Source organism: Enterobacter sp. 342, assembly GCF_036663495.1.
Taxonomy (GTDB): Bacteria; Pseudomonadota; Gammaproteobacteria; order Enterobacterales; family Enterobacteriaceae; genus Enterobacter.
Window position 1 is genome coordinate 389473 of sequence record NZ_JAWUEI010000001.1, and the last position, 24506, is coordinate 413978.

Here is a 24506-nt window from a genome sequence, read left to right on the forward strand (position 1 = left end):
TCAAACTTTTGCCAAAAAAATTGCGAGAAATTGTTTCCGGGGCGCATAAATACGCACTTCCGCTCTCGACGACACGGGATGTGATGCCTATTATGCATAGGTTTCGCATTATTCATGGGGGAGAGAGCATGCGCTCAGCATTTTTGGTAGGGTGTGCCGCGTTATTATTGTCGGCATGTAGCAGTGAACCAGTCCAGCAAGCAACAGCGGCACACGTGGCGCCCGGAATGAAAGCGGCGATGTCCAGCTCCGGTCAGGCCAACTGCGCGATGATTGGTGGTTCGTTGTCTGTTGCCCGCCAGCTTGACGGTTCTGCTATTGGGATGTGCGCCTTGCCAAACGGCAAACGCTGCAGCGAACAGTCGCTTGCCGTTGGAACTTGCGGTAACTACTGATTATTCTGCACGCTTAAACAACAGCGTTTTATCGGCTGTCGCCAGCGTTAACTGGTCTTCTGTCAGGTCGACCTGCGCCCCTTTGCGCAGCATGTCGCCGATGGCGTGATCCAGCTCGTTAAGCTGCGGTTCAGTACAAAGTTTACGTGTCATGGCCAGACCGCTGACTTTAAGTTCGCCTTCGGACAATTTCCCTTGCCCATTGAAGCGATTACACATCTGGCCTGAAACGCGAATGTTATTAACCAGGCTAATATCTGGCAGGGCGCTAAAGCTGATCTCAGGTTGCGTTGTTGTGGCCTTCACGGCTTTGCCGTCCACATTTTCCAGAACAAAACGATGGTTCTTCAGTTGCTCCGGCTGAACGGAAGCTTTCCCCGGATTAACACAACCGGTCAGGACAAGGCTAATAACACTTAACGCAATGAGCTTTTTCATTTTTCTTCTCAAACTATAAATATCGTGAATCTTTTTACAGTGTAACGATACGCTGCCTTGCGTTAATGGGGTTTATCTGAAAGTGCGGGGCGGGTGTCGGGCAACGCAGCGGTTGCCCGACATGAAGATTAGTGAGACTTAAACCCTGCGGCTGTCATCAACATACGAAACAGCATACTGACCGCAGCCAGCGCCAGCACGCTTCCGCCCCAGATAATGGCCAGCCACATCAATCGTTTCCAGACAGGTTGTTGCATCAGTGATAACCCTCCCCATGCTGAACTTTTCCGCGAAACACGTAGTAACTCCAGAAGGTGTAGACCAGAATAATGGGAATGATCAATAACGCGCCCACCAGCATAAAGCCCTGGCTTTGCGTCGGCGCGGCGGCCTGCCACAGGGTGATTGACGGTGGAATGATATGCGGCCAGATACTGATCCCAAGACCGCTAAAGCCGAGGAATATCAATCCTAACGTCAGGATGAATGGGCGATTATGGCTTGCAGGATTATTGAGGCAACGCCACTGATACAGGCTCAGGATCACCACCAGCACCGGAACAGGCAACAGATAAAACAGATTAGGCAGTGTGAACCAGCGCGCGGCGATGGCTGGCTGCGCCAGCGGGGTCCAGATACTGATTGCGGCAATGAAGGCCAGAAGAGCGATTAACAGTGTTCTGGATACCCCACGCATCCGCTGCTGAAGGGCATTTTCGCTTTTCATCACCAGCCACGTAGAGCCTAACAGTGCATAGGCCACCACCAGACCGGCACCGCAGAACAGGTTAAACGCGGTGAACCAGTCAAAGGGCCCGCCAGTATAGGCCCGGCCAGTCACGGTAAAGCCGTTGATCACTGCGCCCACCGTTACACCCTGGGTAAACGTAGCCAGAATTGAACCGCCAATAAACGCTTTATCCCAGAACGGGCGGTGGGCCGGCGTCGCTTTAAAGCGAAACTCGAATGCTACGCCACGGAATATAAGTCCGATCAGCATTAATGTCAGCGGGATGGTGAGGGCATCAATGATCACCGCATAGGCCAGTGGAAATGCACCGAACAGGGCCGCACCGCCGAGCACCAGCCAGGTTTCATTTCCGTCCCAGACCGGGGCGACGCTGTTGACCATCACATCGCGATCGTCGGCGTTTTGTGTCGCCGGAAACAGGATACCTATCCCGAGATCAAAACCGTCCATCACGATATACATCAGTGTGGCGAAGACGATGATGACAAACCAGATAATGGAAAGATCGATACCCATTATGGCTGCTCCTTATGTTCAGTTGTGACGGCAGAGAGTGGGCGCGCCGGACGTCCATCTGATTCTGTGGCATAAGATTCATGAGGCTGCGGACCTTTCCTGATAAGGCGCACCATATAGCTGTAACCCACGCCAAACACCGAGGTGTAAACGACGAAAAAGGCCAGCAAACTCACGCTCATATGCAGGTCACCATGCGCTGAAACCGCATCTTTCGTTCGCTGCAGACCGTAAACAACCCACGGCTGGCGGCCCACTTCGGTGGTGATCCATCCGGCCAGAATCGCAATCAACCCGGATGGCCCCATCAACAGGGCAAACCACAGGAAAGGGCGAGAAGCGTAAACGCGCTTTTTATAGCGTAACCACAGAGCCACCACGCCAAGCAGAAGCATCAGCATGCCTAAGCCGGCCATAATGCGGAATGACCAAAAGACGATGGTCGAGTTCGGGCGGTCTTCCTTCGGGAACTCCTTGAGAGCCGGAACCTGTTTATCCAGGCTGTGCGTCAGGATAAGACTCCCCAGCGCCGGGATCTCAAGACCAAAGCGGGTGCGCTCCTGTTCCATATCTGGCCAACCAAACAGCAGAAGCGGGGTTGGTTCACCTGGCGGATTTTCCCAATGGCCTTCAATGGCGGCGATTTTAGCGGGCTGGTGCTTTAGGGTGTTCAACCCGTGCATATCACCGACCATGGCCTGGATGGGGGCGACAATTAACGTCATCCACAGCGCCATAGAAAACATCGCCCGGATGGCAGGAGTATTATTCCCGCGCAGCAGATGCCATGCCGCGGAAGCGCCGACAAACAACGCGCTGCTGAGGAACGCGGCTATCGACATATGCAGCAGGCGGTAAGGGAAGGAGGGGTTAAACACCACGGCGAACCAATCCACCGGCACGACCTGACCGTTGACGATCTCATAGCCTTGCGGGGTCTGCATCCAGCTGTTTGATGAGAGGATCCAGAAGGTGGAGATAATGGTCCCCAGTGCCACCATACAGGTGGCGAAGAAATGCAAACCAGGCCCGACTTTATTCCAGCCGAAAAGCATCACGCCAAGGAAACCAGCTTCCAGGAAGAAGGCGGTCAGCACTTCATAGGTCAGCAGCGGGCCGGTAATACTGCCCGCAAACTGCGAAAAACCACTCCAGTTGGTACCAAACTGGTAGGCCATCACCAGCCCGGAGACAACACCCATACCAAAGTTAACGGCAAAAATCTTCGACCAGAAATGGTACAGCGAGCGCCAGACCGGATTTTTGGTTTTCAGCCACAGGCCCTCCAGCACAGCAAGATAGCTGGCCAGACCGATGGTGATCGCCGGGAAAATGATGTGAAAGGATACGGTAAAAGCAAACTGTATCCGTGCAAGGTGAAAAGCATCCAAACCAAACATGCAAAACTCCGCGATGTAATTATGTCGATGCCATTCTAAGCCGCGCCAGCTCTGGGTTGCAGAAACAGACCTGTGTTATTTATCTATAACAGTTTTCTTGCCTGCCTTGGCTGTAACTCTTGTTGGGCGGCAATATTTCCACCCAAGAGAGATTCATTTTCGTAAAGCCCAAAGGTATATCAACACGGCATTGAGCAAAAATGAAAAGATGAAAAGCAAGAGTGTATAGCTTTCATTCCATTCTAGTTCAGTGACAAAACCCAAATGTCTGGTGTAGAGATGATAAAGTAATACATCAGGCATGAAGTAACATACCAGGGAGTAAATAACAAACAGCATCAATGTTTCAATAACCCAGGTGAGGGTATGTTTTTTGGCATTCATCAATATACCTGTATTGTTCCAAGTGCATCTAATCCAGCAGTGACTTTATACGTTCCGGATGCAAGTAGACCGTGCTTGTACATCGACAGAACCTTTGATATCTGCTCCACCGTCGTCTTTAAGCCACAGGTATGCTGGAATTGCCATCTTAAACTCCTTTTTCTTTAACAGATCGCGTTCGAATGAGTGTTAATACCTCCAGAGTGTTAAGAACATTAGGCAAAAAATGCCATGCATAATATTTATATTTCATTGATTTATAGATGTTTTCTGTAATATGAATTTCACCTATATTTAATGACGCTCTTAGCCTGTCTGAATAAAAACAATTTTTTTATGAATTTTCCGCATTAAACTGCTTGCTTTGTCTTCAACGTCATGCGTTAATGATCTCCTGGTTTTGAGTCCAAAAAAATATCTGACGTAGTTTTATAAAGCAGTCCTCATCACGTTGTGCCTCTCCGTAGCCGCTCCTGGTTCTCTTTCTACACTCCGATTAGTTTTTGTTTCAAACCACTATCGCCTGAAAGGCCCATTAGCAATTTACGTTTTAACGTTCACAGGAGAATCCTATGACTTCTTACATTCATTTCCGCTGCCCATGCTGTCATGGTTCGCAGTACCGTACCTCAGCCTTTGATGTGTCTGAGAAAAACCCGTTTGGCGCGAAATGCATTTTTTGCAAATCGCCGATGATTACGCTCGATCACCTGGCCGTTGCACATTCAGCCCAGAGCCACGTTATCGAGTACCGCAAGTAATCAACACCGCTTTTCATAACAGTTAGCAAAAACTTCTCTTTTTCTCCTGCTGATATACACTGTCGGCATTAAGGAGAATCTGATGAAAAAATACCAGCGTCTGGCGCAACAAATTATCTCGCAGATTGAGCTTGGCGTATGGTTGCCGGGCGATAAGTTGCCCTCTCTGCGCGAACAGGTGGTGAGCAGCGGCATGAGTTTTATGACCGTTGGCCACGCGTACCAGATGCTGGAAAGTCAGGGGCGCATTGTCGCCAGACCGCAGTCGGGCTATTACGTTGCCTCGCGCCTGACGACACAACAGCCTGCGCCGCCTGCCCAGGTGATGCGTGACGAAGTGGTCGACATCAACACCTATATCTTCGACGTATTGCAGGCCAGCCGCGATCCATCTGTTGTTCCTTTTGCTTCCGCGTTTCCCGATCCCCGACTTTTCCCGCTTCAGCAGCTTAACCGCTCGCTGGCGAATGTCAGTAAAACGGCGACCGCAATGAGCGTCATTGAAAATCTTCCTCCGGGTAATGTTGACCTTCGCCACGCTATTGCCCGGCGCTATGCCCAGCAGGGGATGAACATCTCACCTGAAGAGATCGTCATTACCGCTGGCGCGCTTGAAGCACTGAATCTCAGTTTGCAGGCAGTGACTGAACCTGGGGATTGGGTGATCGTCGAGAATCCCTGTTTCTACGGCGCATTGCAGGCGCTGGAACGCCTGAAACTCAAGGCACTGTCGATTGCGACGGATGTCCGCGAGGGGATCGATCTGAATGCGCTTGAGCAGGCGCTGAATGAATACCCGGTAAAAGCCTGCTGGCTCATGACCAATGGGCAAAACCCGCTTGGCTTTACGCTGAGTGCCGAGAAAAAAGCGAATCTGGTTGCGCTGTTAACGAAACATAACGTCACCCTGATTGAGGATGATGTCTATAGCGAGCTTTACTTTGGTCGGGAAAAACCGCTTCCGGCGAAGGCCTGGGACCGGGAGGACATGACGCTGCACTGCTCATCGTTTTCGAAATGTCTGGTGGCGGGGTTTCGTATCGGCTGGGTGGCGGCGGGAAAACATGCGCGACGCATTCAGCAGTTACAGCTGATGAGCACGTTATCGACCAGTTCTCCGATGCAACTGGCGCTGGTGGACTATCTGGCGACTAAACGTTACGACGCTCATCTTCGTCGCCTGAGGCGCACGCTGGCCGAGCGAAAGCAGCAGGCCTGGCAGTCCCTTTTGCGGCATATGCCTGCCGGGGTCAAAATTCACCATAATGATAGCGGCTACTTTTTATGGCTGGAGCTTCCGGCGCAACTGGATGCAGGGCAGCTTAGTGAAAAGGCCTTAATTCACCACATTAGTATTGCCCCCGGAAAGATGTTTTCCACCTCTGACGCCTGGACGCCATTCTTTCGTTTTAATACCTCCTGGGCATGGGGGGAGCGTGAAGAACAGGCGGTTATTCAGTTGGGGAAATTAATTAGCAGTATGCTGAAATAAACTTTTCTTACCTTCATTTAAATAATCATTCCTTATTCGTATGGCGGCACGGCAAATATTTCGTGGCGCCATATCCCAGTTAATCCGCAAACCGTCTCTCATCGCTAACTCCTTGTCTATAATCCAGTTAACGGGGAATGCGCCCTCGGTCACACCTTGATGAAATTTCCTTAAGCCGCACGGTGCGGCGCATTTACGCGGTCTACGTTTAATAAGGGAGATATTTTTACGGCACGGCTGCCGCTAAATTCCATTGCCACTGGAGTAACCCTTATGAGCAAAAAATTTACCCGCAGCAGCCTGTGTGCGCTCGGCATGACTATCATGACAGCGCAAGCCGCAGAACCACCAAAGGCTATCGGTGACGGGGAAGGACGACTGGATATTATTGCCTGGCCGGGATACATCGAACGAGGACAGACGGATAAAAATTATGACTGGGTAACCCAGTTTGAAAAAGAGACCGGATGCGCGGTCAACGTCAAAACGGCGGCCACGTCGGATGAAATGGTGAGCCTGATGGCGAAAGGGGGATACGACCTGGTCACCGCGTCGGGTGATGCTTCACTGCGTCTGATCATGGGGAAACGCGTTCAACCCATTAATCCCGACCTCATTGCCAACTGGAAAACCCTCGATTCACGGATTGTGAAAGGAGAATGGTTTAACGTAGGAGGCAAAGTCTACGGCACACCCTATCAGTGGGGGCCAAACCTGCTGATGTACAACACCAAAACCTTCCCGACACCGCCGGATAGCTGGGGCGTGGTCTTTACCAAACAGGATCTCCCGGACGGTAAAACCAATCAGGGGCGTGTGCAGGCGTATGACGGTCCGATTTACATCGCCGATGCCGCGCTGTTTGTCAAAGCCACTCAACCGCAACTGGGTATCACCGACCCGTACCAGCTCACTGAGAAACAGTATGCCGCCGTACTCAAGGTGCTACGCGATCAGCATGCCTTAATCCACCGTTACTGGCATGACACGACCGTACAAATGAGTGACTTCAAAAATGAAGGCGTCGTTGCCTCCAGCGCCTGGCCTTATCAGGCAAATGCCCTGAAAGCTGAGAACCAGCCGATTGCCACCGTCTTCCCGAAAGAAGGGGTCACTGGCTGGGCGGATACCACCATGCTTCACGCACAGGCAAAACATCCGATGTGCGCCTACAAATGGATGAACTGGTCGCTGACGCCGAAAGTGCAGGGCGATCTGGCGGCATGGTTTGGCTCACTGCCTGTGGTTCCTGAAGGGTGTAAAGCCAGCACGTTGCTGGGTGAGAAAGGTTGCGAAACAAACGGATATAACGAGTTCGACAAAATCATGTTCTGGAAAACCCCTATCGCTGAAGGCGGCAAATTTGTGCCATATAGCCGCTGGACGCAGGATTACATCGCCATTATGGGCGGCCGTTAATCGCCCGGGAGCAGAACATGACGTATGCCGTAGAGTTTAATAACGTTTCCCGTCTGTACGGCGACGTACGGGCGGTGGATGGGGTTACCATTGCGATTCGTGACGGAGAATTTTTCTCTATGCTGGGGCCTTCGGGCTCCGGCAAAACCACCTGCCTGCGTCTGATAGCCGGTTTTGAACAGCTTTCGGGTGGTACGATCGCCATCTTTGGCAAAGAGGCGAGCGAACTTCCCCCGTGGGAGCGAGATGTGAACACCGTGTTCCAGGATTATGCGTTGTTCCCGCATATGTCGATCCTCGATAATGTCGCCTACGGGTTGATGGTCAAAGGTGTCGACAAGAAAAAACGCCATGCACAGGCCAGGGATGCTCTGGAAAAAGTAGGTTTAAGCTTTGCCGTAGCCCGTAAGCCCTCGCAACTTTCTGGTGGACAACGCCAGCGCGTTGCGATTGCGCGCGCGTTGGTTAATGAACCACGCGTCTTGCTGCTGGACGAACCTTTAGGCGCACTTGACCTCAAATTGCGCGAGCAGATGCAGTTCGAGCTGAAGAAGCTTCAGCAGGAACTGGGTATCACCTTTATTTTTGTCACCCACGATCAGGGCGAAGCCCTTTCCATGTCAGACCGGGTGGCGGTGTTCAATAACGGACGTATTGAGCAGGTCGATACACCACGCGATCTCTACATGCGCCCGCGCACCCCGTTTGTGGCAGGTTTTGTCGGAACCTCCAATGTCTTTGATGCTGGCCTTGCGCATAAAGTCTGTGGCCTGGAAGGCACTTACTCGCTACGTCCTGAGCATATTCGCCTCAATGAGAGTGGTGAAGTTCAGGTTCAGGGTGTCGTACAGGCGGTACAGTATCAGGGGGCGGCAACACGTCTGGAGCTCAAACTCGCTGATGGGGCAAAACTGCTGGTGAGCCAGGCCAATCTCAGTGATATCACGATGCTGAGTGGAGTTGAGCCGGGGCAGGCAGTGATGGCGTCGTGGTCACGGGATGCCATGATCCGTCTGTCTGAGGAGAGGTGAAATGGATATGAGTGTCGCTCATCCTCCCGCACCGCGCAGCCGCTTAAGCCGTATCACGGCCCTGTTCTGGCGAAAGCCATCGCTCGGCTTGTTCCTGCTGCTGCTTGCTCCGCTGATGTGGTTTGGCATCGTCTACTTAGGTTCACTCCTGACCCTGCTGTGGCAGGGGTTTTACACCTTTGACGACTTCACTATGGCGGTCACGCCGGATCTGACTCTGGCTAACATCCAGGCACTCTTCAACCCGGCAAACTACGATATCATCCTGCGTACGCTGATGATGGCAATAGCGGTCACCATTGCCAGTGCAATCCTGGCATTCCCGATGGCCTGGTATATGGCGCGTTATACAAGTGGTAAGTGGAAAGCATTCTTCTATATCGCGGTGATGCTTCCGATGTGGGCGAGCTATATTGTTAAAGCTTACGCCTGGACTTTACTGCTGGCGAAGGATGGCGTGGCGCAATGGTTTCTCAGCCATATGGGGCTGGAGCCGATCCTGACCTCAGTGCTTACGTTACCGGCGATCGGTGGAAACACGTTGTCCACCTCCGGGCTGGGGCGGTTTCTGGTCTTCGTCTACATCTGGTTACCGTTTATGATCCTGCCCGTACAGGCAGCGCTGGAACGGCTACCCGCTTCTTTACTGCAGGCCTCGGCCGATCTCGGTGCGCGTCCCCGTCAGACCTTTCGTTATGTCGTTTTACCGCTGGCAATCCCGGGTATTGCCGCAGGGTCAATATTCACCTTTTCCCTGACGCTGGGGGATTTCATTGTTCCACAGCTGGTGGGGCCGCCAGGCTATTTCATCGGGAACATGGTCTATTCTCAGCAAGGGGCGATCGGCAATATGCCCATGGCTGCGGCGTTTACGTTAGTTCCCATCGTGCTTATTTCTCTCTATCTGGCGTTCGTGAAACGTCTGGGAGCATTCGATGCACTCTGAACGCGCACCGCTGTTCCTGAAAGTGGCAGCGTGGGGAGGGGTAATCTTCCTGCACTTCCCGCTGCTGATTATTGCGACCTATGCCTTTAACACCGAAGACGCTGCGTTCAGTTTTCCGCCACAAGGGCTGACGCTGAAGTGGTTTAGCGTGGCGGCAGGGCGTGGCGATATCATTGAGTCAGTGACGTTGTCACTTCAAATTGCCGCCTTATCCACCGCAATTGCCCTCGTGCTTGGCACGCTTGCTGCAGCGGCACTGTGGCGCAGTGAGTTTTTCGGCAAAAACGCGATCTCGTTGCTGTTGCTGTTGCCGATTGCGCTACCGGGGATCATCACCGGTCTGGCGCTGCTGACAGCATTTAAGGCTATCAACCTCGAACCGGGATTTTTCACCATCGTGGTCGGACACGCTACCTTCTGTGTGGTGGTGGTGTTTAACAACGTCATTGCCCGGTTCAGACGCACCTCCTGGAGTCTGGTTGAAGCGTCGATGGATCTGGGGGCTGATGGCTGGCAAACCTTCCGGTATGTCGTGCTGCCCAATCTAGGCTCAGCGCTATTGGCCGGGGGCATGCTGGCGTTTGCGCTATCGTTCGACGAGATCATCGTCACAACATTTACCGCGGGACACGAACGTACGTTACCGCTGTGGTTACTCAATCAGCTCGGGCGTCCACGTGACGTGCCGGTCACCAACGTTGTTGCACTGTTGGTGATGCTGGTGACGACCATCCCTATTCTGGGAGCCTGGTGGCTAACCCGCGACGGCGAGAACATTGCCGGTAGCGGGAAATAACTTTAATTTCAACAGGATAATGCTATGCAAAAACATCTGCTGATAAAGGGTGAACTGGTTGCCGGAGAAGGAGAAAAACAACCGGTTTATAACCCTGCCACCGGAGAGGTACTGCTGGAGATTACTGAAGCCTCACCTGCTCAGGTTGATGCGGCCGTTCAGGCTGCGGATCATGCTTTCAGCGACTGGGGGCAAACCACACCTAAAATGCGTGCTGAGTGCCTGCTGAAACTGGCTGATGTCATTGAGGCGCATGGTGAAGAGTTTGCCCGGCTTGAATCTCTCAACTGTGGCAAGCCGCTGCACTGTGTTCTGGGTGATGAAATTCCGGCCGTCGTCGACGTTTTTCGTTTCTTTGCCGGGGCCGCGCGTTGCCTGAACGGGCTGGCCGCCGGGGAATATCTTGATGGCCACACCTCGATGATCCGTCGCGACCCGATTGGTGTTGTCGCCTCTATCGCACCGTGGAACTACCCGCTGATGATGGCCGCATGGAAGCTGGCACCTGCGCTGGCGGCCGGTAACTGTGTGGTAATCAAACCTTCTGAAATTACGCCACTGACAGCCTTAAAACTGGCAGAACTGGCGAAGGATATCTTCCCGGCAGGCGTTCTGAACGTGCTGTTTGGTCGTGGTAAAACGGTAGGAGACCCGCTGACCGGGCATGAAAAAGTGCGCATGGTCTCACTGACCGGCTCGATTGCTACCGGGGAACATATCATCGGGCATACCGCGTCTTCGATTAAACGCACCCACATGGAATTGGGGGGTAAAGCGCCAGTTATCGTCTTTGATGATGCCGATCTCGATGCCGTTGTCGAAGGTGTTCGTACTTTCGGTTTCTACAATGCCGGACAAGACTGTACGGCAGCCTGTCGTATTTATGCTCAGAAGGGGATTTATGCCCGGCTTGTTGAAAAACTGGGTGCAGCAGTAGCCAGCCTCAAGATGGGTGCCCCGGAAGATGCCTCTACCGAGCTTGGGCCGCTGAGTTCGGCAGCCCATCTTTCACGGGTCTGTAAAGCTGTTGATGAGGCGAAAGCGCTCGGCCACATCCGTGTTGTCACGGGGGGCAGCAAAAAAGAGGGGACTGGCTACTACTTCCAGCCAACCCTGCTGGCGGGTGCAAAACAGGAAGACGCCATTGTCCAGCGCGAGGTGTTTGGTCCGGTGGTGAGCGTGACCGAGTTTGATGATGAAGCGCAGGTGCTGGCATGGGTCAACGACTCGCAATATGGTCTGGCATCATCAGTCTGGACTAAAGATGTCGGGCGCGCCCATCGCCTGAGCGCACGCCTGCAGTACGGATGCACCTGGGTGAATACCCACTTTATGCTGGTGAGCGAAATGCCACATGGCGGCATGAAATTGTCCGGATACGGAAAAGACATGTCGGTTTACGGGCTTGAGGATTATACGGTTGTCCGGCATGTCATGATTAAACACTAGCCACCATGCCCGGTCGCTTGCGCGGCCGGGTGTACTCTCATTTCGCCATTAATGTTGCGTAAAATACCCAATTGTTATTAGCCATGATTTTTAAGTGGTTATTCTGTAACGAAAAAACTTGATCTGTATCAACATATAACGCATATTGCGTGCGGTTATTTTTTCGGCTCTGGTATACAGAATGACGTTGTATCAAAAGATGTTGGTTTTTTACGCAATCATGGCTTCCATCTGCGCATTAATTACCTGGTTCCTCTCTAAAGACCGTAAACGTATACGCCTGCTGAGTGCTTTTCTGGTGGGGTCTACCTGGCCAATGAGCTTTCCCGTTGCGCTGCTGGTCTCGCTTTTCTGAAGCACGCTTCCAATTTTAAAAGATGAACATAGCATTCCAGGTGTGATGACTGTATAAATACACAGTGCGTCATAAAAGGAGTGCTTATGAACAGTTTTTACTCACACCAGGCTGGTTGCACCGCGCGTCAAAGGGTTGATGGTGTCAGAACCCAATTTTCACGCAGGTGGCGGAGTGTTCAGTCGGTCTATCGCAGCGCAAACAGAGCAACAGTTTCTGGAACGGGGTTATGATGCCATGCTCAGCGCAGAAACGACGGCGTGGGCGGGGTGCCTGCAGAGTAATGCCCCTTATGCCGTGTGGCGGGGCGCATCAAGCCTGGTGGAAGGTGTTGAACCCGAATGGGAAGCACAATTCCTGTCTCTGACGTGTCCGGTGACGTTGATTTTCGGCGAGCTGTCGCTGCCAGATAACGATGTGGATAATCTGAAGCAGAAGGGCGTTGAAGTGAAAATCATCCCTGCTGCCGGGCATTCAATGCCCTGGGAAAACCCGTCCGCGCTGGCACAGGCATTAGCAGAGTGCGTGGCAGCGTGATAATAGCCCGCATTGCTGCGGGCGAAAAAGATCAGCGCAATAATGCCTGCAGTGCCTGACGAGAGGCGGGCTGAACATCATGCGGATGCTGGTAATCAATGTTCTCTATCGCCCGGCTATAGAGTGCAACCAGCCAGTCGTAAACATACGCGGTAGCCGCATGTACGGGCTGTTCCCCCAGTCGGGTCAGACGGGGCTCTGCACTGTTCACCACTGGTGTGACAAAGATGGCCTGACCTTTACGGATGCGGCTTGCCGGACGTGCTGTAACAGGTGTCTGGTCGTAACCCAACCAGCCAACGAAATTACCCATCACGGCATGCAGTTGTGCGGCGCTACTTTTATCCGTTTCAACAATGCGCTGAAGTTGCTGAGGCAGGTTAAGCCGGTAGCTGGTTACCACCAGAACATCTGCGATTTGCTGTAACACCCCGGGATCCAGTCCAAGACGAGCTGCCGTGGCCTCATTGCGGCTCCATTGACGCAGATGATTTATCCACACTCTGTGTGCCAGACGCGCTTTGTCTTTTGTCTGGAACATGCCGGCACTTTCCTGCGCGTTATCGGCAAACAGGTCAATGGAATCCGTAAACAACCCATTAACTTGCTCCTCACGGGGTTGCTGAACGGCCAGCAGAGTTTCAAAGGCTTTAAGCGGCGGCAGAAGGCCATCCAGCAGTTCGCCGTGGCGGGCGGCGCAGCCCTGTAGAGTACGCACCATACTTTCTGCACGGGTTCGTCTGGCTCCGGGGGCCTCAACCAGTGGCGTCAGATAGCTTTGCATCAGAGACGAAAGCTCCTGCTGCAGCAAGTTTTTCAGCGTACTGAGACGCTTCTGCCGCTGGGCGGGTAATGTGGCCTGAGACAACCACTCGATCACGCGCTGCATGCTGTGGCTGTCCAGTGCCTGGAGAGTGCCCCAACGTAAACCCGGTTTACCGAGCAGATGCTGTACGGCTTCATCGAGATTCTGCCGGGTGGTAAAACGAGCGTCATGAGGGGTAATTGCCCACACCAGACCCGGCAGGGCAGATTCTTCAGCAGGCTGTGTCTCTTTAACCCAGTTCATTAGCACTTTTGCTTTTTTGGCCGTCTGCTCGTGCTGAGCGGTGGCATTGCAAATAACCAGAACATCTGGCTGTAGCTGTTGACGGTAGTGCTCAAGCAGCCACTGTGATTTAGCCTGGCGTAACGGGTCGGCATTATTTTCTTCAAATACCGGGATATCAATAATATCCACATTATCCAGGGCGCTGTTCTCAACCGGTAACACCAGCTCACGGGTCAGGAAGGCAAGCACATCGACGGGTATGCTGATGGCATTGAGCATCTCACCGTTATTCAGTGGATGTAGCAGCGTCTCCTGCGCTTCCTGAAGGGTTAACGTACCGTCGTGCGTCAGGAACCCTTCACCGGGCAGGCCGAAGCTATCCACCAGCAGGCTAAGAGGCGCGGCAAGTTCGCTGGCATGGCTGGTCTGATGCAGCACGTGGGCGAGTTTTAACCACTGTTGGGTCAACTCCTGTTGCTCACCCCAAAGCAGCGACCAGACACTGGCTCGTGTGCTGAGATCAAGGGAGGGTACCAGTTGGGCAAACTGATGCCACAGGGCATCATCAATTTGCTGTTTTGCGGCGGGTACCGTGTTCTGCCAGAAGCGGGCAATTGCCCCCACTTCCTGAGTCGTGATGCCAGGCACGCCCTGCGGCTGACGCAGACCGCGCCATTTCTCCAGTCGCGTCTCAATGACGGCTTTATCCACCGCGCGTATCTGCGGGTGCAGCGTCGTGCGGGCAATAAACAGCTGTACCAGTTCGGCCTCGGTGACCAGGCTCAGACGCAGCGGAAACGCCTCATCAACGACATCTGCATCTTCCCGGGTGAAGCGGACGGCCATGTTTGTCAGGGCATGTCCCGGATTGATATGCGAAAAATAGTCAAAGGTACGCTGGCCCGGTGTCACGTTCAGGCGTCCGTTACCGCTACCGCACAGAGACAAAAGCAGGTGTGCTTTGGCACTCTGAGAATGGCCGTAAAGCCCAATGCTGCTCTGGCGGGTCAGGGCATGTTCAATGGCTTGTTCCCGCACCAGCACCGCGTTGATGCGAGCAAGCAGGGCGTCAGCATCGTTATCCAGCACAGGGGCGTTCAGGCGCGTCTCATTAATCCACCCGATAAGGGCCTGAGTGGTGGTGGTCGTCGCTGTCATTTCAGGTATACGCTCCCGCTGTCGATCCAGTAGTGGCTACCGCTATGACGGCGATCGGCCAGAGTATTCAGTTTGAAGGTTAACGCGTCAGGGGCAACCGGAGTTCCGTCCTGGAGCCAGGCATCGCTCAGCTCGAAGGACTCCGGGCCTTCCTGCTTGCTGCCACCGCAGAGTTTAAGCCGCACATTCAGCACACCATCACCTGCAATCGCTTTGGCCAGTTCAGCCGAGTTGATGCTAAGCGTATAGAGCGGCGTAGCCGGCCAGCGCGCGTTTGCCAGTTGGCGGAAGCCGAGGGTGACGTTACCGCGCAGCGGGAAGTGCAGACGCGCGTCGAGTTTCGCACCGGGTTTATCGAGATCGATATCCTGATACCAGACGTTCTCTTCGCGCAGGGTGTTGACCGTATTATCCAGCACACCCAGATACCGCACGGTTGAATACGCACCGATGTCTGCGGCTTTAAAGTTGAAGCGCGGCAGACGCAGATCAAGCGCCAGGCTGCAAAGCATCGCTCCTACGGCGGCGGTTGATTTGGGGTTGCCAATGCGCCCCTGCTGGCTGAACGGATACCACTCATGAACCTGGTATTTATCCAGCCAGACGATGCGATTGACTGGCACCGGCTGAAGATGACGAATTAGCGCCTGAACGCCAGGCAGACAGCCAGGACGTCCGGTGATCAGCAGAATATCGCAGCTGTAATGGGATATCGCCTCACACACCGCGTGGAGCGGTGAGGCCAGCGTAAACTGGCCAGCCAGCATCGCATCCTGCATTTCACGGAAATTCACGTGCAGCGGAACGGTGAACAGATCGAACGTTTCAGAACCCGCTGGCAGGGCATGATCGATCGCCTGTTGCAGATAATTCATCACGTTGCGGGTCGGTTTTTGCGGCAGGAGATCACCAAAAGTGGCATGCAGGCCAGCCAGCGGATCGTCAATATCGCTCGATTCCCACGCGGCAAGAATGGCATGGCCAATCGGCATAAAGAGCTGAAGCGCCGTTTGCTGGCGTAATACTGCCTGGGTGTCAATTCGACCGGAGTCACCGAAGAGTGAAGCCATCAGCAGCGAGGCATCCGCAATCCCCGATTTCTGCAGTTGCGTTTGCAGGGCGGGCAGTACATAGCGCTGAATCACATCAAGCAGGGTATCGTCACCCGCGACTTTAAACCCTTCACGGAACAGCAGCTGCGGCGTTATTTTAACGTTATTACCCGAGCCATCATCAAGCTGATAATGGGTGATCGCCATATCCGTTGTGCCGCCACCAATGTCGATAGACGCGACGCGCAGTGAACGCCCCGGCTGAGTGCCAGGCTCAGGTTCACGATCCGGGCGGGCGAGGGAGGCAAAGAACGCCTCCGTCTGGCCGCCAAAACGAGAAATGGCTTCGTTATACAACCAGACCAGTTGACCGCAGCTGGCTTCATCCCACTCCATCTGGATTTCAGGAACCGGCACCACACTTTTTTCCTGCTGTTTACGGGTGGCGAAATCTTCATCCTGCGGGTGCCATCCCATTGCTTTCCAGACAATGGCGATCGCTTCGAACATGCGACGACGGAAAATCTCCCGCTCCTGCTTTGGCATGGCCGACGGCAGGGTCAGGATCAGGGTTCGTAACTGGCGCGGAGACGCCGGGAAGCCCAGACGTAAGCGTGTGGCGACGCTATTGATCTGCCCAAGTGCCTGCGCCAGCAGCTCGCACAACATGTGTGTCATCAGCGTGCTACGGCTGTACTGCGGCGAGAAGACTGGCAGTCGCTCGTCCTGCGGCAGTGTAAAGAGCGGCTCACCGTCATCGTTCATCAGGTTCATCAGCGGAAACGCGGTCGCCAGAGGTTCACGCTGGGTTTTGCTGTTCATCTGGCTAAAGCGCCAGTCCTGTACCACCGGTGTTTCATCCCACAGGTAGCGACGCGGGCTGGAGATGCCGCTGTTGCCTTCGGTTCCCAGACGCTGGGTAGCCAGTTTCCGTGCTTCATCGCCGACACGAACAATCGACGGCCAGACAAAGGCATCTTCACGACCGCTTTCAACCGAGAAGTGCTGCTTGCCAAAACGCGCTTCTGAGAACTCCAGGCGGCTGGTGAACAGGGGTTCATTGAGGAATTGTGGCTCGCTCAACGAACGAACCTGCAGTTCAGCAGTCTGGCGTAAACCATCGTTCGCATCCCCGTGGTCTTCAATAATCACGCCACAGGTATGGGTATTGCCGACATCGAGTATCAGGTCGACCGGAATAGCAGGAGTACTGAGCGTATGAGTGACAAATTTCACTTCCGGCACGGTAAGCTGCTCGCCGAGCATGGTCAGCAGGTTGAGCCAGTGGGCCTGATATTCAAAACTACGCATTGCCTGTTGCAGGTCACGTTCAGAGCGGTTTTCAACACCGTCGGCATACTGGGTAAATGCCTCACGCAGCCAGCCGTCAATCCAGGTCTGGTCGAGGAAACTTTCCACTTCGTTATCCCGCCAGGCCAGAGCGAAGCGGGTTCCGTTCAGAATGTCGTTTTCGACCGGGGACAGCGCGGACGTGGCATGTTCGGCAATCTGACTGTCAAGCGCGAGGGTAACACGATGCGTGTGACCTGCCGTGTCGGGTTTATCAAGCTTACGCACCTGAACGCGAGCCCAGTTATCCGGGCCGTCAACAAAGGTCCGTGGCGGGTTGAAGCGCAGGAACGGAACAGGAAGCCAGACACCATCAAGGACCGCCAGTGACTGATGTAGCGCAATGGTGGTTTCCGGTTTCACCACTTCAGGCTGTCCGCCGTTCATCCCGGGCAGAGTATAACGCCCGTTGACCAGGTCGAAATCGAGTCGCAAAAGGGGGCCGTTCGCGGTTTTCCGTACGAAGCGCCCATTGCTGGCGGTGTCCTGCGGCGTCAGGCCGAAATCAAGGAACTGCACGCCGCTGTTAGCAATAAGCGTGACGCTTTGTTTATAGTCGCAAAGATTTACCAGCATAGGATCAGGCACCTGCTTTCTTGAACGTCAGTGGGACGACGGTGTTTGCATCATAACGAGCACGACATTCTGCGATATCGCTGGTGCCTGCTTTACAGGAAACTTCCGGCATCGGGTAGCGTGAACCGTCGGTGCAGCGGGCATTACCGCGACTCTTAATCATCAGTTCACCATTGCTGTGCAGCCCGGAGAAGATCTCTGCGCGGCAGACAATGTTGTCACCATGTACCACACGGGCGAAACCTTTGTTGTTCTGGATCTGATAGCGCAGTGACGGTGGCTTACCGGTCACCGGATCTTTCACATCGAGGATGGCGCGCCAGGTCCCGTTGAGGAAGCGCGTCGATCCCGCTTTCACTTGTTGACCTTCCATGACCATCGCATCTTTCGGGATCGCGACGATAACGACCGGGGCGGGCGCTGGTGCAGGTGCAGGTTCTTTTTCTTTGCTTGCCACTACCTCAGCCTGATGCAACGGTAATTTCATCGCCAGTGGTTCCACTGCTTTGATCGGTTTCGGCGCAATTTCTACAGGCGCTGGCATAGGTGCAGGTGCTGGCTGCGCGGAAGGGGCCTGTTTTGGCCACAGCAGCGGTGCGGCAATGGCGGCAACGATCACGGCGGCAACGGGCAGCGTCCACAGCGGGATACGACGCTTTTTCACAACGGTTGTCGGGGCTGGTTCCTGTGCAGGTTGTGGTTGTGTCGCGACTGGAGCTGGTTCTGGCTCATACAGATCCTCCGGTGTAATGCGCGCCACCGTTGACGGTGCAATCAGTGGCTCGTCTGCTTGTTCGAAGGTGATGACCGGTTCCGGCTCAGGTTCTGGTTCAGGATCTTCAATCACAACGGGGGCGGGCTCAGGGATCAGTGATTCGCGCAGGCAGTCGAGGACATCGTCGCGCGCATTTTCGTTCAGGTTTACAAAACCCCAGAAGCTAATGACCGGTTTTCCCTCGACCAGGAAGAGAAAGTTTTCCCCTGGAAACTGGAACGCTTTTGACAACAGTGAGCCAAAAAGCTGCTGTGCTGTTTTCGGTGACTGGAGGCACTTCTTACTCAACGACTCGACGCTGGCAAGCGTATTTTCCAGATAGCGCAGGGCGCGAAAACGGTCGTCTTCATCGGCCGCTTTCCAGCTGGTGACACTCCCCTCTATCGGGGAATACCAGTCTACACGGTCGCCGTTATCGTTGACCTGTGGAATGGCCAGACAGTCGACAATGGCCTGTTGTTTGCGCAACCGGAGCGCTTCCCGGATTTGTAACGCTGATTCAAAAACGGCTTGTCCGCCGCCGCCAACGGCCTGAAAGTCATCCAGATTACCGCTGCGTAAAAGAGTTTTTGCCACGATTTGATCCCATATACTTCTTCACACCGTTACTTTAACGAAATGAGGAAGCAAACAAACGGAGGAAGAGACGCTAAAAGCGCCGATTTCTTGCGGCATAGAAAGTGACGGTTGTGCTTGACGGATATTGGCACTTAAGGCAAATCAACCATTTCTGCATTGACTGCAAAACCAGCGAAAAACGCGACTTTAGAATAACCTGATAGTGTTTCGTTATTTGCCAGGTCATAAAGGCTGTGCTGTTATTACTGTCCAATATAATAAAACATCCAGGGTTATAACCATGTCTACAGGGAAAACACTGCTCGCCCTTGCGCTGAGCACTCTTTTACCAGCAGGTGCAGCATTGGCGGCAAATAATGACACCATCATTTACTGCTCTGAAGCCTCACCCGAGTCATTCAACCCGCAAATCGCCAGCTCCGGCCCGTCTTTCGTGGCCAGCTCTCAGGTGTTGTATAACCGCCTGATCAATTTCGACCCGGTGAAAAATACGCCGGTTCCGTCGCTGGCGGAGTCCTGGACGATATCACCGGACGGTAAGACCTATACGTTTACCCTGCGAAAAGGGGTGAAGTTCAACAGCAATAAATACTTCAAACCGACCCGTGACTTTAACGCCGATGACGTCATTTTCTCCGTCATGCGTCAGAAAGACCCTAAGCATCCTTATCACAACGTCTCGCAGGGCAACTACGAATACTTTAATGACGTCGGCCTCGATAAACTGATTCAGGATGTTAAAAAGGTCGATGATTACCATGTTCAGTTCACCCTGAGTGAGCCCAACGCCGCATTCCTTGCCGACTGGGGAATGGATTTTGCCTCGATTCTCTCCGCTGAATACGCCGACGCGATGCTGAAAAAAGGCACGCCGGAGAACGTGGATACCTGGCCGATCGGTACCGGACCTTATGTGCTGCAGCAGTACAAAGTGGATTCACTGATCCGCTATGTCGCTAACCCGAACTACTGGGAGGGCGCAGTTCCGACCAAACACCTGATCTTCTCCATCACACCAAATGTGGAAACGCGTCTGGCGAAATTGCAGACCAACGAATGCCAGATCATTCCTGCACCATCCCCGGTACAATTTGATGTGATTAAAAACAACAAAGACCTGACACTGCACTCTGTTGATGCGTTGAACGTCGGTTATCTGGCGTTTAATACCGAGAAAAAACCATTTGATAATGTGTTGGTTCGTCAGGCGCTGAACTACGCAACTGACAAGAAAGCCATCGTCAATGCGGTCTTTATGGGCTCGGGTACGGTGGCAAAATCGCCAATTCCGCCAAACATGATGGGCTTTAATAAAGACCTGAAGGACTACAGCTACGACCCTGAAAAAGCGAAAGCTCTGCTGAAACAGGCCGGGCTGGAGAAGGGCGTGGAAGTGACGCTGTGGTCAATGCCGGTGCAGCGTCCGTATAACCCTAATTCACGCCGTATCGCGGAGATGATCCAGAGCGACTGGGCGAAAGTCGGCGTGAAGGCCAAAATTGTCTCTTACGAGTGGGGCGAATACCTCTCCGGCATGCGTAAAGGTGAGCATGACTCTGCGCTGTTCGGCTGGATGTCCGATAACGGTGACCCGGACAACTTTGCCGACGTATTGCTGGGGTGCAACAGCATTAAAACGGGGTCAAACGCAGCACGCTGGTGCGATAAGGGGTATGATTCCCTGGTGCAAAAAGCGAAGCTGACCAGCAACCCGGCTGAGCGCGCGAAACTCTACGGGCAGGCGCAGGAGATTTTCTACCAGCAGGCACCGTGGATCGCACTGGCGAACGGGAAAACGTTCTACGCAACCCGCAGCAACGTGACGGGTTACAGCGTGAGCCTGATGGGCAGTGATTTCTCTAAAGCGAAGCTGAACTAAGCGTTCTATTGCCGGGTGGCGGCTACGTCTTACCCGGCCTACCTTTGGCACCTGAAAGGAGTGACAATGTCACATTTAAACGAAGTGATCACCCGTGTGGATGCCGCGATCGACGAAGGCGTTATCACCCACATGAATGAACTGCTCATTACACTGAGCGATGACGATGAGCTGAGCCGTGAAGATCGCTACACTCAGCAGCAACGTCTGCGTACCGCGATTTCCCACCACGGTAAGCAGCACAAAGAGGAACTGGAAGCGCGACAGGAACAACTGACGAAAGGCGGCACCATTCTGTAGCGATCAAAACTGGCGTCGCGCGACCAGCCAGGCACCCACGACCAACATCACCGCGCCGCACACCGGGCCGATCAGAGCGCGTAGTGGTATGCCGTTGCTTCTCAGCACGTCCATCACCAGTCCGCCGATCAACTGGCTTGCCACCAGCACAGCGATGGTCGTCGCCGCGCCTACGTTCTGGTATCCGCTGATACTGGCAAACACGAAAAACGAACCCAGCAACCCCGGGATCAGCGTCCACCAGCGCACCGTTGCGGCCAGCTCGCTAAATCCGGCGAAGCCCTGTTTCAGCAGCAGAATGCTGACAAACAGCACAATGCCGACCAGTGAATTCAGCAGCATCGCGATAAGAATAGTGGAGGAGGACTGGGTGATGCGCACCATTAAGGTATTTTGCACCACCAGACCGATTCCCGCCGCCACCAGGAAAGCCAGCGTCAGTGATTGATTCATGAGATTGCGTCCGGGTCGCTGCGCTCATCCAGCTGCAGCTGCATAAAGGTTAAGTCCAGCCAGCGGCCAAACTTGGTACCCACCTGCGGCATTTGACCCGTCGTCACAAAACCGAGCGTTTCATGAAGATGAATCGAGGCATGGTTTTGCGCTTCGATGCCTGCGACCATAACGTGTTTGCCGATAGCACGGGCTTCGTTAATCAGCGCTTTCATCAATGTGCGACCAATCCCTTTGCCCTGATGGTCCGGGTGAACATAGACTGAATGTTCTACCGTATGACGAAAACCGTCGAAGGCGCGCCAGTCACCAAAAGAGGCATAGCCCGTGATAACACCGTCTTCTTCACTGACCAGTACCGGGTAACCTGCAAGCGTGCGTGCCTCAAACCAGGCAATACGGTTATCGGTATCGACGGTCTTATCGTTCCAGATCGCGGCAGTGTGCAACACCGCGTGGTTGTAAATTTCTCCTATCGCAGCGCAGTCTTCTTTGCAGGCATGACGAACGATCATGATGAAACCTCTGTGTGTTGTTTACTATAGTGTTACGATGTGGCTACGATATTACACAACTGTATCGCCAGATAGCTACGACATAAGCCATATTTTTTTGTTATCAAAAGCCCATTGAAATGCCGTCCATACACTATAGTATGACGTCATGAACACCATAACAGACACCATGAATCAACGGATTAGCGCAAGAATTCGCCTTGAACGCGAGTCTCGCGGATGGTCTTTGAGCGAGCTTGCTGACCGGGCAGGTGTTTCGCGTGCCATGATCCACAAGATAGAACGTGGGGACAGTAGCCCAACGGCAACGTTGCTTGCCCGCTTGTCGGGGGCTTTTGGCATCAGCATGTCGACCCTGATTGCCAGAGCCGAGATGCAAGAGGGAAAACTACTGCGCCTCGCCAACCAGCCCGTCTGGCGCGACCCACAAACGCATTACCTTCGCCGCCACGTTTCTCCCCGCACTGATCTTCCCATCGACCTTGTTCAGGTTGAACTCCCGGCGGGGAGCGATGTGCCTATGCCAGCATCTTCTTATGCGCTGGCTCGTCAACTTATCTGGCTACAAACGGGTGAGCTGGTGTTCCAGGAGGGCGATACGCGCCACGAAATGCAGGCCGGAGACTGCCTGGAACTGGGGCCGCCTAATGACTGTCGGTTCATCAACGAAACGAATGAAACCTGCATCTATCTGGTCGTGCGGCTTAACCAGTCTGGCTCGTAATGTTAAAGCGATAACGCCGATCGTGAGCCAGGCTGTAATGACATTTGAACCAGAAGGAGTTTCTGATGAATCAATCTGTGTCGCATAACCGCCGCTGGGTACTGGCCTCCCGTCCGCAGGGTGCTCCGGTCGCGGAGAATTTTCGTCTGGAGGAACAACCCGTTCCAGCGCCTGTTGAGGGGCAGCTTTTGCTCCGTACGGTCTGGCTGTCACTGGACCCTTACATGCGTGGCCGCATGAGCGATGCACCATCCTATTCACCGCCAGTTGAGATCGGTGCGGTGATGGTAGGGGGGACGGTCAGCCGCGTTGAGCAGTCAAACCATCCCGACTTCAAAGCCGGTGAATGGGTGCTGAGCTACAGCGGCTGGCAGGAGTATGAACTCTCGGACGGCAGCGGTCTGGTCAAACTGGGTGAAAATCCGTCTCATCCTTCCTGGGCGCTGGGTATTCTGGGTATGCCAGGCTTTACTGCCTACATGGGGTTGCTGGATATCGGGCAACCTGAAGCGGGTGAAACGTTGGTGGTTGCTGCCGCGACAGGCCCGGTTGGCGCGACCGTTGGACAGATTGGCAAAATCAAAGGTTGCAGGGTGGTCGGCGTGGCCGGCGGTGCAGAAAAATGCCGCCATGCGGTTGAGGTCCTCGGGTTTGACCTCTGTCTGGATCACCACGCTGCGGATTTTGCCGATCAACTGAAAAAAGCCTGCCCGAAAGGGATTGATGTTTATTATGAAAACGTCGGCGGGAAAGTCTTTGACGCCGTGCTGCCGTTACTGAATACTTCCGCGCGCGTACCGGTGTGTGGTCTGGTAAGTGGCTACAATGCGACGGGCCTGCCTGACGGACCGGATCGTTTGCCGCTCCTGATGGCGACCATTCTGAAGAAACGCATTCGTATGCAGGGCTTTATCATTGGCCAGGACTATGGGCACCGTATTAAAGAGTTCCAGCAAGAGATGGGGCGCTGGGTGCAGGAAGGTAAAATTCACTATCGTGAACAGGTGACCAACGGGCTGGAGAACGCGCCTGAGGCGCTGATTGGCCTTCTCGAAGGGCGAAACTTCGGCAAAGTCGTGATTCGCGTCGCGGGCGACAATAAATAAACCACACTATGGCGGGGTTTCCCGCCATATTTATTTGTGAAGATACGATATATTGTCTTTAATTAACTGACATGGCTTTTCGCGCCATCATCCCGGATGAGCCCGAAAACGAAAAAAAACAAATTTTGCACGTTTTGATGTTTTTACGTACTTCCCACCACCAGGCATGACGATACAGGATATATCGGACCGGCGTCGTTTTATTAAAAATGACGTTTAAAAAATAGCATTGAGCTTTAGCGGTGATGCTGCCAACTTACTGATTTAGTGTATGATGGTGTTTTTGAGGTGCTCCAGTGGCTTCTGTTTCTATCAGCT

Annotated in this window: 22 protein-coding genes and 2 pseudogenes; 14 read left to right on the forward strand and 10 right to left on the reverse strand. The window is 53.7% G+C overall.

Features of this window, described 5'->3' with window-relative positions; translation table 11 throughout:
• The first annotated feature begins 128 nt into the window (after nucleotides 1–128).
• On the forward strand, nucleotides 129–395 hold the full coding sequence (locus V6E55_RS01900; protein WP_025759109.1) for a putative hemolysin: 267 nt from the start codon (nucleotides 129–131) through the stop codon (nucleotides 393–395).
• On the opposite strand, the gene hslJ is transcribed toward V6E55_RS01900, so the two are convergent.
• The 5 genes and pseudogenes from hslJ to V6E55_RS01925 form a co-directional block, all read right to left on the reverse strand.
• The gene (hslJ, locus tag V6E55_RS01905) at nucleotides 396–833 is read right to left on the reverse strand and encodes a heat shock protein HslJ (RefSeq protein WP_114977098.1); all 438 of its coding nucleotides are present in this window, start codon (nucleotides 831–833) and stop codon (nucleotides 396–398) included.
• Nucleotides 834–961: 128 nt separating this feature from the next.
• A complete protein-coding gene (locus V6E55_RS01910) occupies nucleotides 962–1090 on the reverse strand; it encodes a DUF2474 domain-containing protein (RefSeq protein ID WP_114977099.1) in 129 nt (42 codons plus the stop codon).
• On the reverse strand, nucleotides 1090–2100 hold the full coding sequence (gene cydB, locus V6E55_RS01915; protein ID WP_129995686.1) for a cytochrome d ubiquinol oxidase subunit II: 1011 nt from the start codon (nucleotides 2098–2100) through the stop codon (nucleotides 1090–1092). Before cydB ends, V6E55_RS01910 begins: the two co-directional genes overlap by 1 nt.
• Nucleotides 2100–3500, reverse strand: a complete 1401-nt coding sequence (locus V6E55_RS01920) for a cytochrome ubiquinol oxidase subunit I (protein WP_028018854.1) — start codon at nucleotides 3498–3500, stop codon at nucleotides 2100–2102. The genes cydB and V6E55_RS01920 overlap by 1 nt, the downstream gene beginning before the upstream one ends.
• A gap of 432 nt (nucleotides 3501–3932) precedes the next feature.
• Nucleotides 3933–4031, reverse strand: a pseudogene (locus V6E55_RS01925) (type VI secretion system tube protein Hcp); the annotation flags it as partial.
• 425 nt (nucleotides 4032–4456) lie between these two features.
• On the opposite strand from V6E55_RS01925, the gene ymcF reads away from it, so the two are divergent.
• The 9 genes and pseudogenes from ymcF to V6E55_RS01970 form a co-directional block, all read left to right on the forward strand.
• Nucleotides 4457–4645: a cold shock small protein YmcF gene (ymcF, locus tag V6E55_RS01930; protein WP_114977103.1), complete on the forward strand. Its 189-nt coding sequence runs from the start codon at nucleotides 4457–4459 to the stop codon at nucleotides 4643–4645.
• 82 nt (nucleotides 4646–4727) lie between these two features.
• On the forward strand, nucleotides 4728–6137 hold the full coding sequence (locus tag V6E55_RS01935; protein WP_316942027.1) for an aminotransferase-like domain-containing protein: 1410 nt from the start codon (nucleotides 4728–4730) through the stop codon (nucleotides 6135–6137).
• A gap of 273 nt (nucleotides 6138–6410) precedes the next feature.
• The gene (gene ydcS / locus V6E55_RS01940; protein WP_316942028.1) at nucleotides 6411–7556 is read left to right on the forward strand and encodes a putative ABC transporter substrate-binding protein YdcS; all 1146 of its coding nucleotides are present in this window, start codon (nucleotides 6411–6413) and stop codon (nucleotides 7554–7556) included.
• 17 nt (nucleotides 7557–7573) lie between these two features.
• Nucleotides 7574–8587, forward strand: a complete 1014-nt coding sequence (locus tag V6E55_RS01945; RefSeq protein WP_316942029.1) for an ABC transporter ATP-binding protein — start codon at nucleotides 7574–7576, stop codon at nucleotides 8585–8587.
• Between the two features lies 1 nt (nucleotide 8588).
• Nucleotides 8589–9533 carry an ABC transporter permease gene (locus tag V6E55_RS01950; protein WP_236919976.1) on the forward strand — a complete coding sequence of 315 codons (945 nt, stop codon included), beginning with the start codon at nucleotides 8589–8591 and terminating at the stop codon, nucleotides 9531–9533.
• Nucleotides 9523–10329, forward strand: coding sequence for an ABC transporter permease (locus tag V6E55_RS01955; protein ID WP_108089803.1), 807 nt, complete (start codon nucleotides 9523–9525; stop codon nucleotides 10327–10329). Before V6E55_RS01950 ends, V6E55_RS01955 begins: the two co-directional genes overlap by 11 nt.
• 24 nt (nucleotides 10330–10353) lie before the next feature.
• Nucleotides 10354–11778 carry an aminobutyraldehyde dehydrogenase gene (gene patD / locus V6E55_RS01960; RefSeq protein ID WP_316942030.1) on the forward strand — a complete coding sequence of 475 codons (1425 nt, stop codon included), beginning with the start codon at nucleotides 10354–10356 and terminating at the stop codon, nucleotides 11776–11778.
• 181 nt (nucleotides 11779–11959) lie between these two features.
• On the forward strand, nucleotides 11960–12133 hold the full coding sequence (locus V6E55_RS01965; RefSeq protein WP_013096478.1) for a GhoT/OrtT family toxin: 174 nt from the start codon (nucleotides 11960–11962) through the stop codon (nucleotides 12131–12133).
• Between the two features lie 111 nt (nucleotides 12134–12244).
• Nucleotides 12245–12670: pseudogene (locus V6E55_RS01970) on the forward strand (alpha/beta fold hydrolase); the annotation flags it as partial.
• Between the two features lie 31 nt (nucleotides 12671–12701).
• Here V6E55_RS01970 and V6E55_RS01975 read toward each other — a convergent pair.
• The 3 genes from V6E55_RS01975 to V6E55_RS01985 are packed head-to-tail and all read right to left on the reverse strand — an operon-like array spanning nucleotide 12702 to nucleotide 19208.
• Nucleotides 12702–14879, reverse strand: coding sequence for a virulence factor SrfC family protein (locus V6E55_RS01975; protein WP_316942031.1), 2178 nt, complete (start codon nucleotides 14877–14879; stop codon nucleotides 12702–12704).
• Nucleotides 14876–17857, reverse strand: a complete 2982-nt coding sequence (locus tag V6E55_RS01980; protein WP_316942032.1) for a virulence factor SrfB — start codon at nucleotides 17855–17857, stop codon at nucleotides 14876–14878. Before V6E55_RS01980 ends, V6E55_RS01975 begins: the two co-directional genes overlap by 4 nt.
• A gap of 4 nt (nucleotides 17858–17861) precedes the next feature.
• Nucleotides 17862–19208 (reverse strand): SrfA family protein, encoded by a 1347-nt coding sequence (locus V6E55_RS01985; protein WP_316942033.1) that lies wholly within the window; start codon nucleotides 19206–19208, stop codon nucleotides 17862–17864.
• Between the two features lie 283 nt (nucleotides 19209–19491).
• On the opposite strand from V6E55_RS01985, the gene V6E55_RS01990 reads away from it, so the two are divergent.
• A complete protein-coding gene (locus V6E55_RS01990) occupies nucleotides 19492–21090 on the forward strand; it encodes an ABC transporter substrate-binding protein (RefSeq protein ID WP_129995697.1) in 1599 nt (532 codons plus the stop codon).
• Between the two features lie 66 nt (nucleotides 21091–21156).
• On the forward strand, nucleotides 21157–21390 hold the full coding sequence (locus V6E55_RS01995) for a YdcY family protein (protein ID WP_114977115.1): 234 nt from the start codon (nucleotides 21157–21159) through the stop codon (nucleotides 21388–21390).
• Nucleotides 21391–21393: 3 nt separating this feature from the next.
• Here the strand turns inward: V6E55_RS01995 and V6E55_RS02000 are convergent, their stop codons facing one another.
• Together V6E55_RS02000 and V6E55_RS02005 are read right to left on the reverse strand one after the other, a co-directional pair.
• Entirely contained in the window at nucleotides 21394–21843 is a 450-nt protein-coding gene (locus tag V6E55_RS02000) for a DMT family transporter (protein WP_114977116.1), read from the reverse strand.
• Nucleotides 21840–22358 (reverse strand): GNAT family N-acetyltransferase, encoded by a 519-nt coding sequence (locus tag V6E55_RS02005; RefSeq protein WP_114977117.1) that lies wholly within the window; start codon nucleotides 22356–22358, stop codon nucleotides 21840–21842. Before V6E55_RS02005 ends, V6E55_RS02000 begins: the two co-directional genes overlap by 4 nt.
• A gap of 148 nt (nucleotides 22359–22506) precedes the next feature.
• Between V6E55_RS02005 and V6E55_RS02010 the strand changes: the two genes are divergently transcribed.
• Together V6E55_RS02010 and V6E55_RS02015 are read left to right on the forward strand one after the other, a co-directional pair.
• Nucleotides 22507–23082 carry a helix-turn-helix domain-containing protein gene (locus V6E55_RS02010; protein ID WP_114977118.1) on the forward strand — a complete coding sequence of 192 codons (576 nt, stop codon included), beginning with the start codon at nucleotides 22507–22509 and terminating at the stop codon, nucleotides 23080–23082.
• A 65-nt stretch (nucleotides 23083–23147) separates the two neighbouring features.
• Complete coding sequence (locus tag V6E55_RS02015; RefSeq protein ID WP_316942034.1) at nucleotides 23148–24188, forward strand: NADP-dependent oxidoreductase; 1041 nt, start codon at nucleotides 23148–23150, stop codon at nucleotides 24186–24188.
• The last annotated feature ends 318 nt before the right edge of the window (nucleotides 24189–24506 follow it).

Bases quoted from the DNA above. Each gene is read 5' to 3' on its own strand.
- V6E55_RS01900 (WP_025759109.1), top strand. From the start codon at position 129: ATGCGCTCAGCATTTTTGGTAGGGTGTGCCGCGTTATTATTGTCGGCA.
- hslJ (WP_114977098.1), bottom strand. From the start codon at position 833: ATGAAAAAGCTCATTGCGTTAAGTGTTATTAGCCTTGTCCTGACCGGT.
- V6E55_RS01910 (WP_114977099.1), bottom strand. From the start codon at position 1,090: ATGCAACAACCTGTCTGGAAACGATTGATGTGGCTGGCCATTATCTGG.
- cydB (WP_129995686.1), bottom strand. From the start codon at position 2,100: ATGGGTATCGATCTTTCCATTATCTGGTTTGTCATCATCGTCTTCGCC.
- V6E55_RS01920 (WP_028018854.1), bottom strand. From the start codon at position 3,500: ATGTTTGGTTTGGATGCTTTTCACCTTGCACGGATACAGTTTGCTTTT.
- ymcF (WP_114977103.1), top strand. From the start codon at position 4,457: ATGACTTCTTACATTCATTTCCGCTGCCCATGCTGTCATGGTTCGCAG.
- V6E55_RS01935 (WP_316942027.1), top strand. From the start codon at position 4,728: ATGAAAAAATACCAGCGTCTGGCGCAACAAATTATCTCGCAGATTGAG.
- ydcS (WP_316942028.1), top strand. From the start codon at position 6,411: ATGAGCAAAAAATTTACCCGCAGCAGCCTGTGTGCGCTCGGCATGACT.
- V6E55_RS01945 (WP_316942029.1), top strand. From the start codon at position 7,574: ATGACGTATGCCGTAGAGTTTAATAACGTTTCCCGTCTGTACGGCGAC.
- V6E55_RS01950 (WP_236919976.1), top strand. From the start codon at position 8,589: ATGGATATGAGTGTCGCTCATCCTCCCGCACCGCGCAGCCGCTTAAGC.
- V6E55_RS01955 (WP_108089803.1), top strand. From the start codon at position 9,523: ATGCACTCTGAACGCGCACCGCTGTTCCTGAAAGTGGCAGCGTGGGGA.
- patD (WP_316942030.1), top strand. From the start codon at position 10,354: ATGCAAAAACATCTGCTGATAAAGGGTGAACTGGTTGCCGGAGAAGGA.
- V6E55_RS01965 (WP_013096478.1), top strand. From the start codon at position 11,960: ATGACGTTGTATCAAAAGATGTTGGTTTTTTACGCAATCATGGCTTCC.
- V6E55_RS01975 (WP_316942031.1), bottom strand. From the start codon at position 14,879: ATGACAGCGACGACCACCACCACTCAGGCCCTTATCGGGTGGATTAAT.
- V6E55_RS01980 (WP_316942032.1), bottom strand. From the start codon at position 17,857: ATGCTGGTAAATCTTTGCGACTATAAACAAAGCGTCACGCTTATTGCT.
- V6E55_RS01990 (WP_129995697.1), top strand. From the start codon at position 19,492: ATGTCTACAGGGAAAACACTGCTCGCCCTTGCGCTGAGCACTCTTTTA.
- V6E55_RS01995 (WP_114977115.1), top strand. From the start codon at position 21,157: ATGTCACATTTAAACGAAGTGATCACCCGTGTGGATGCCGCGATCGAC.
- V6E55_RS02000 (WP_114977116.1), bottom strand. From the start codon at position 21,843: ATGAATCAATCACTGACGCTGGCTTTCCTGGTGGCGGCGGGAATCGGT.
- V6E55_RS02005 (WP_114977117.1), bottom strand. From the start codon at position 22,358: ATGATCGTTCGTCATGCCTGCAAAGAAGACTGCGCTGCGATAGGAGAA.
- V6E55_RS02010 (WP_114977118.1), top strand. From the start codon at position 22,507: ATGAACACCATAACAGACACCATGAATCAACGGATTAGCGCAAGAATT.
- V6E55_RS02015 (WP_316942034.1), top strand. From the start codon at position 23,148: ATGAATCAATCTGTGTCGCATAACCGCCGCTGGGTACTGGCCTCCCGT.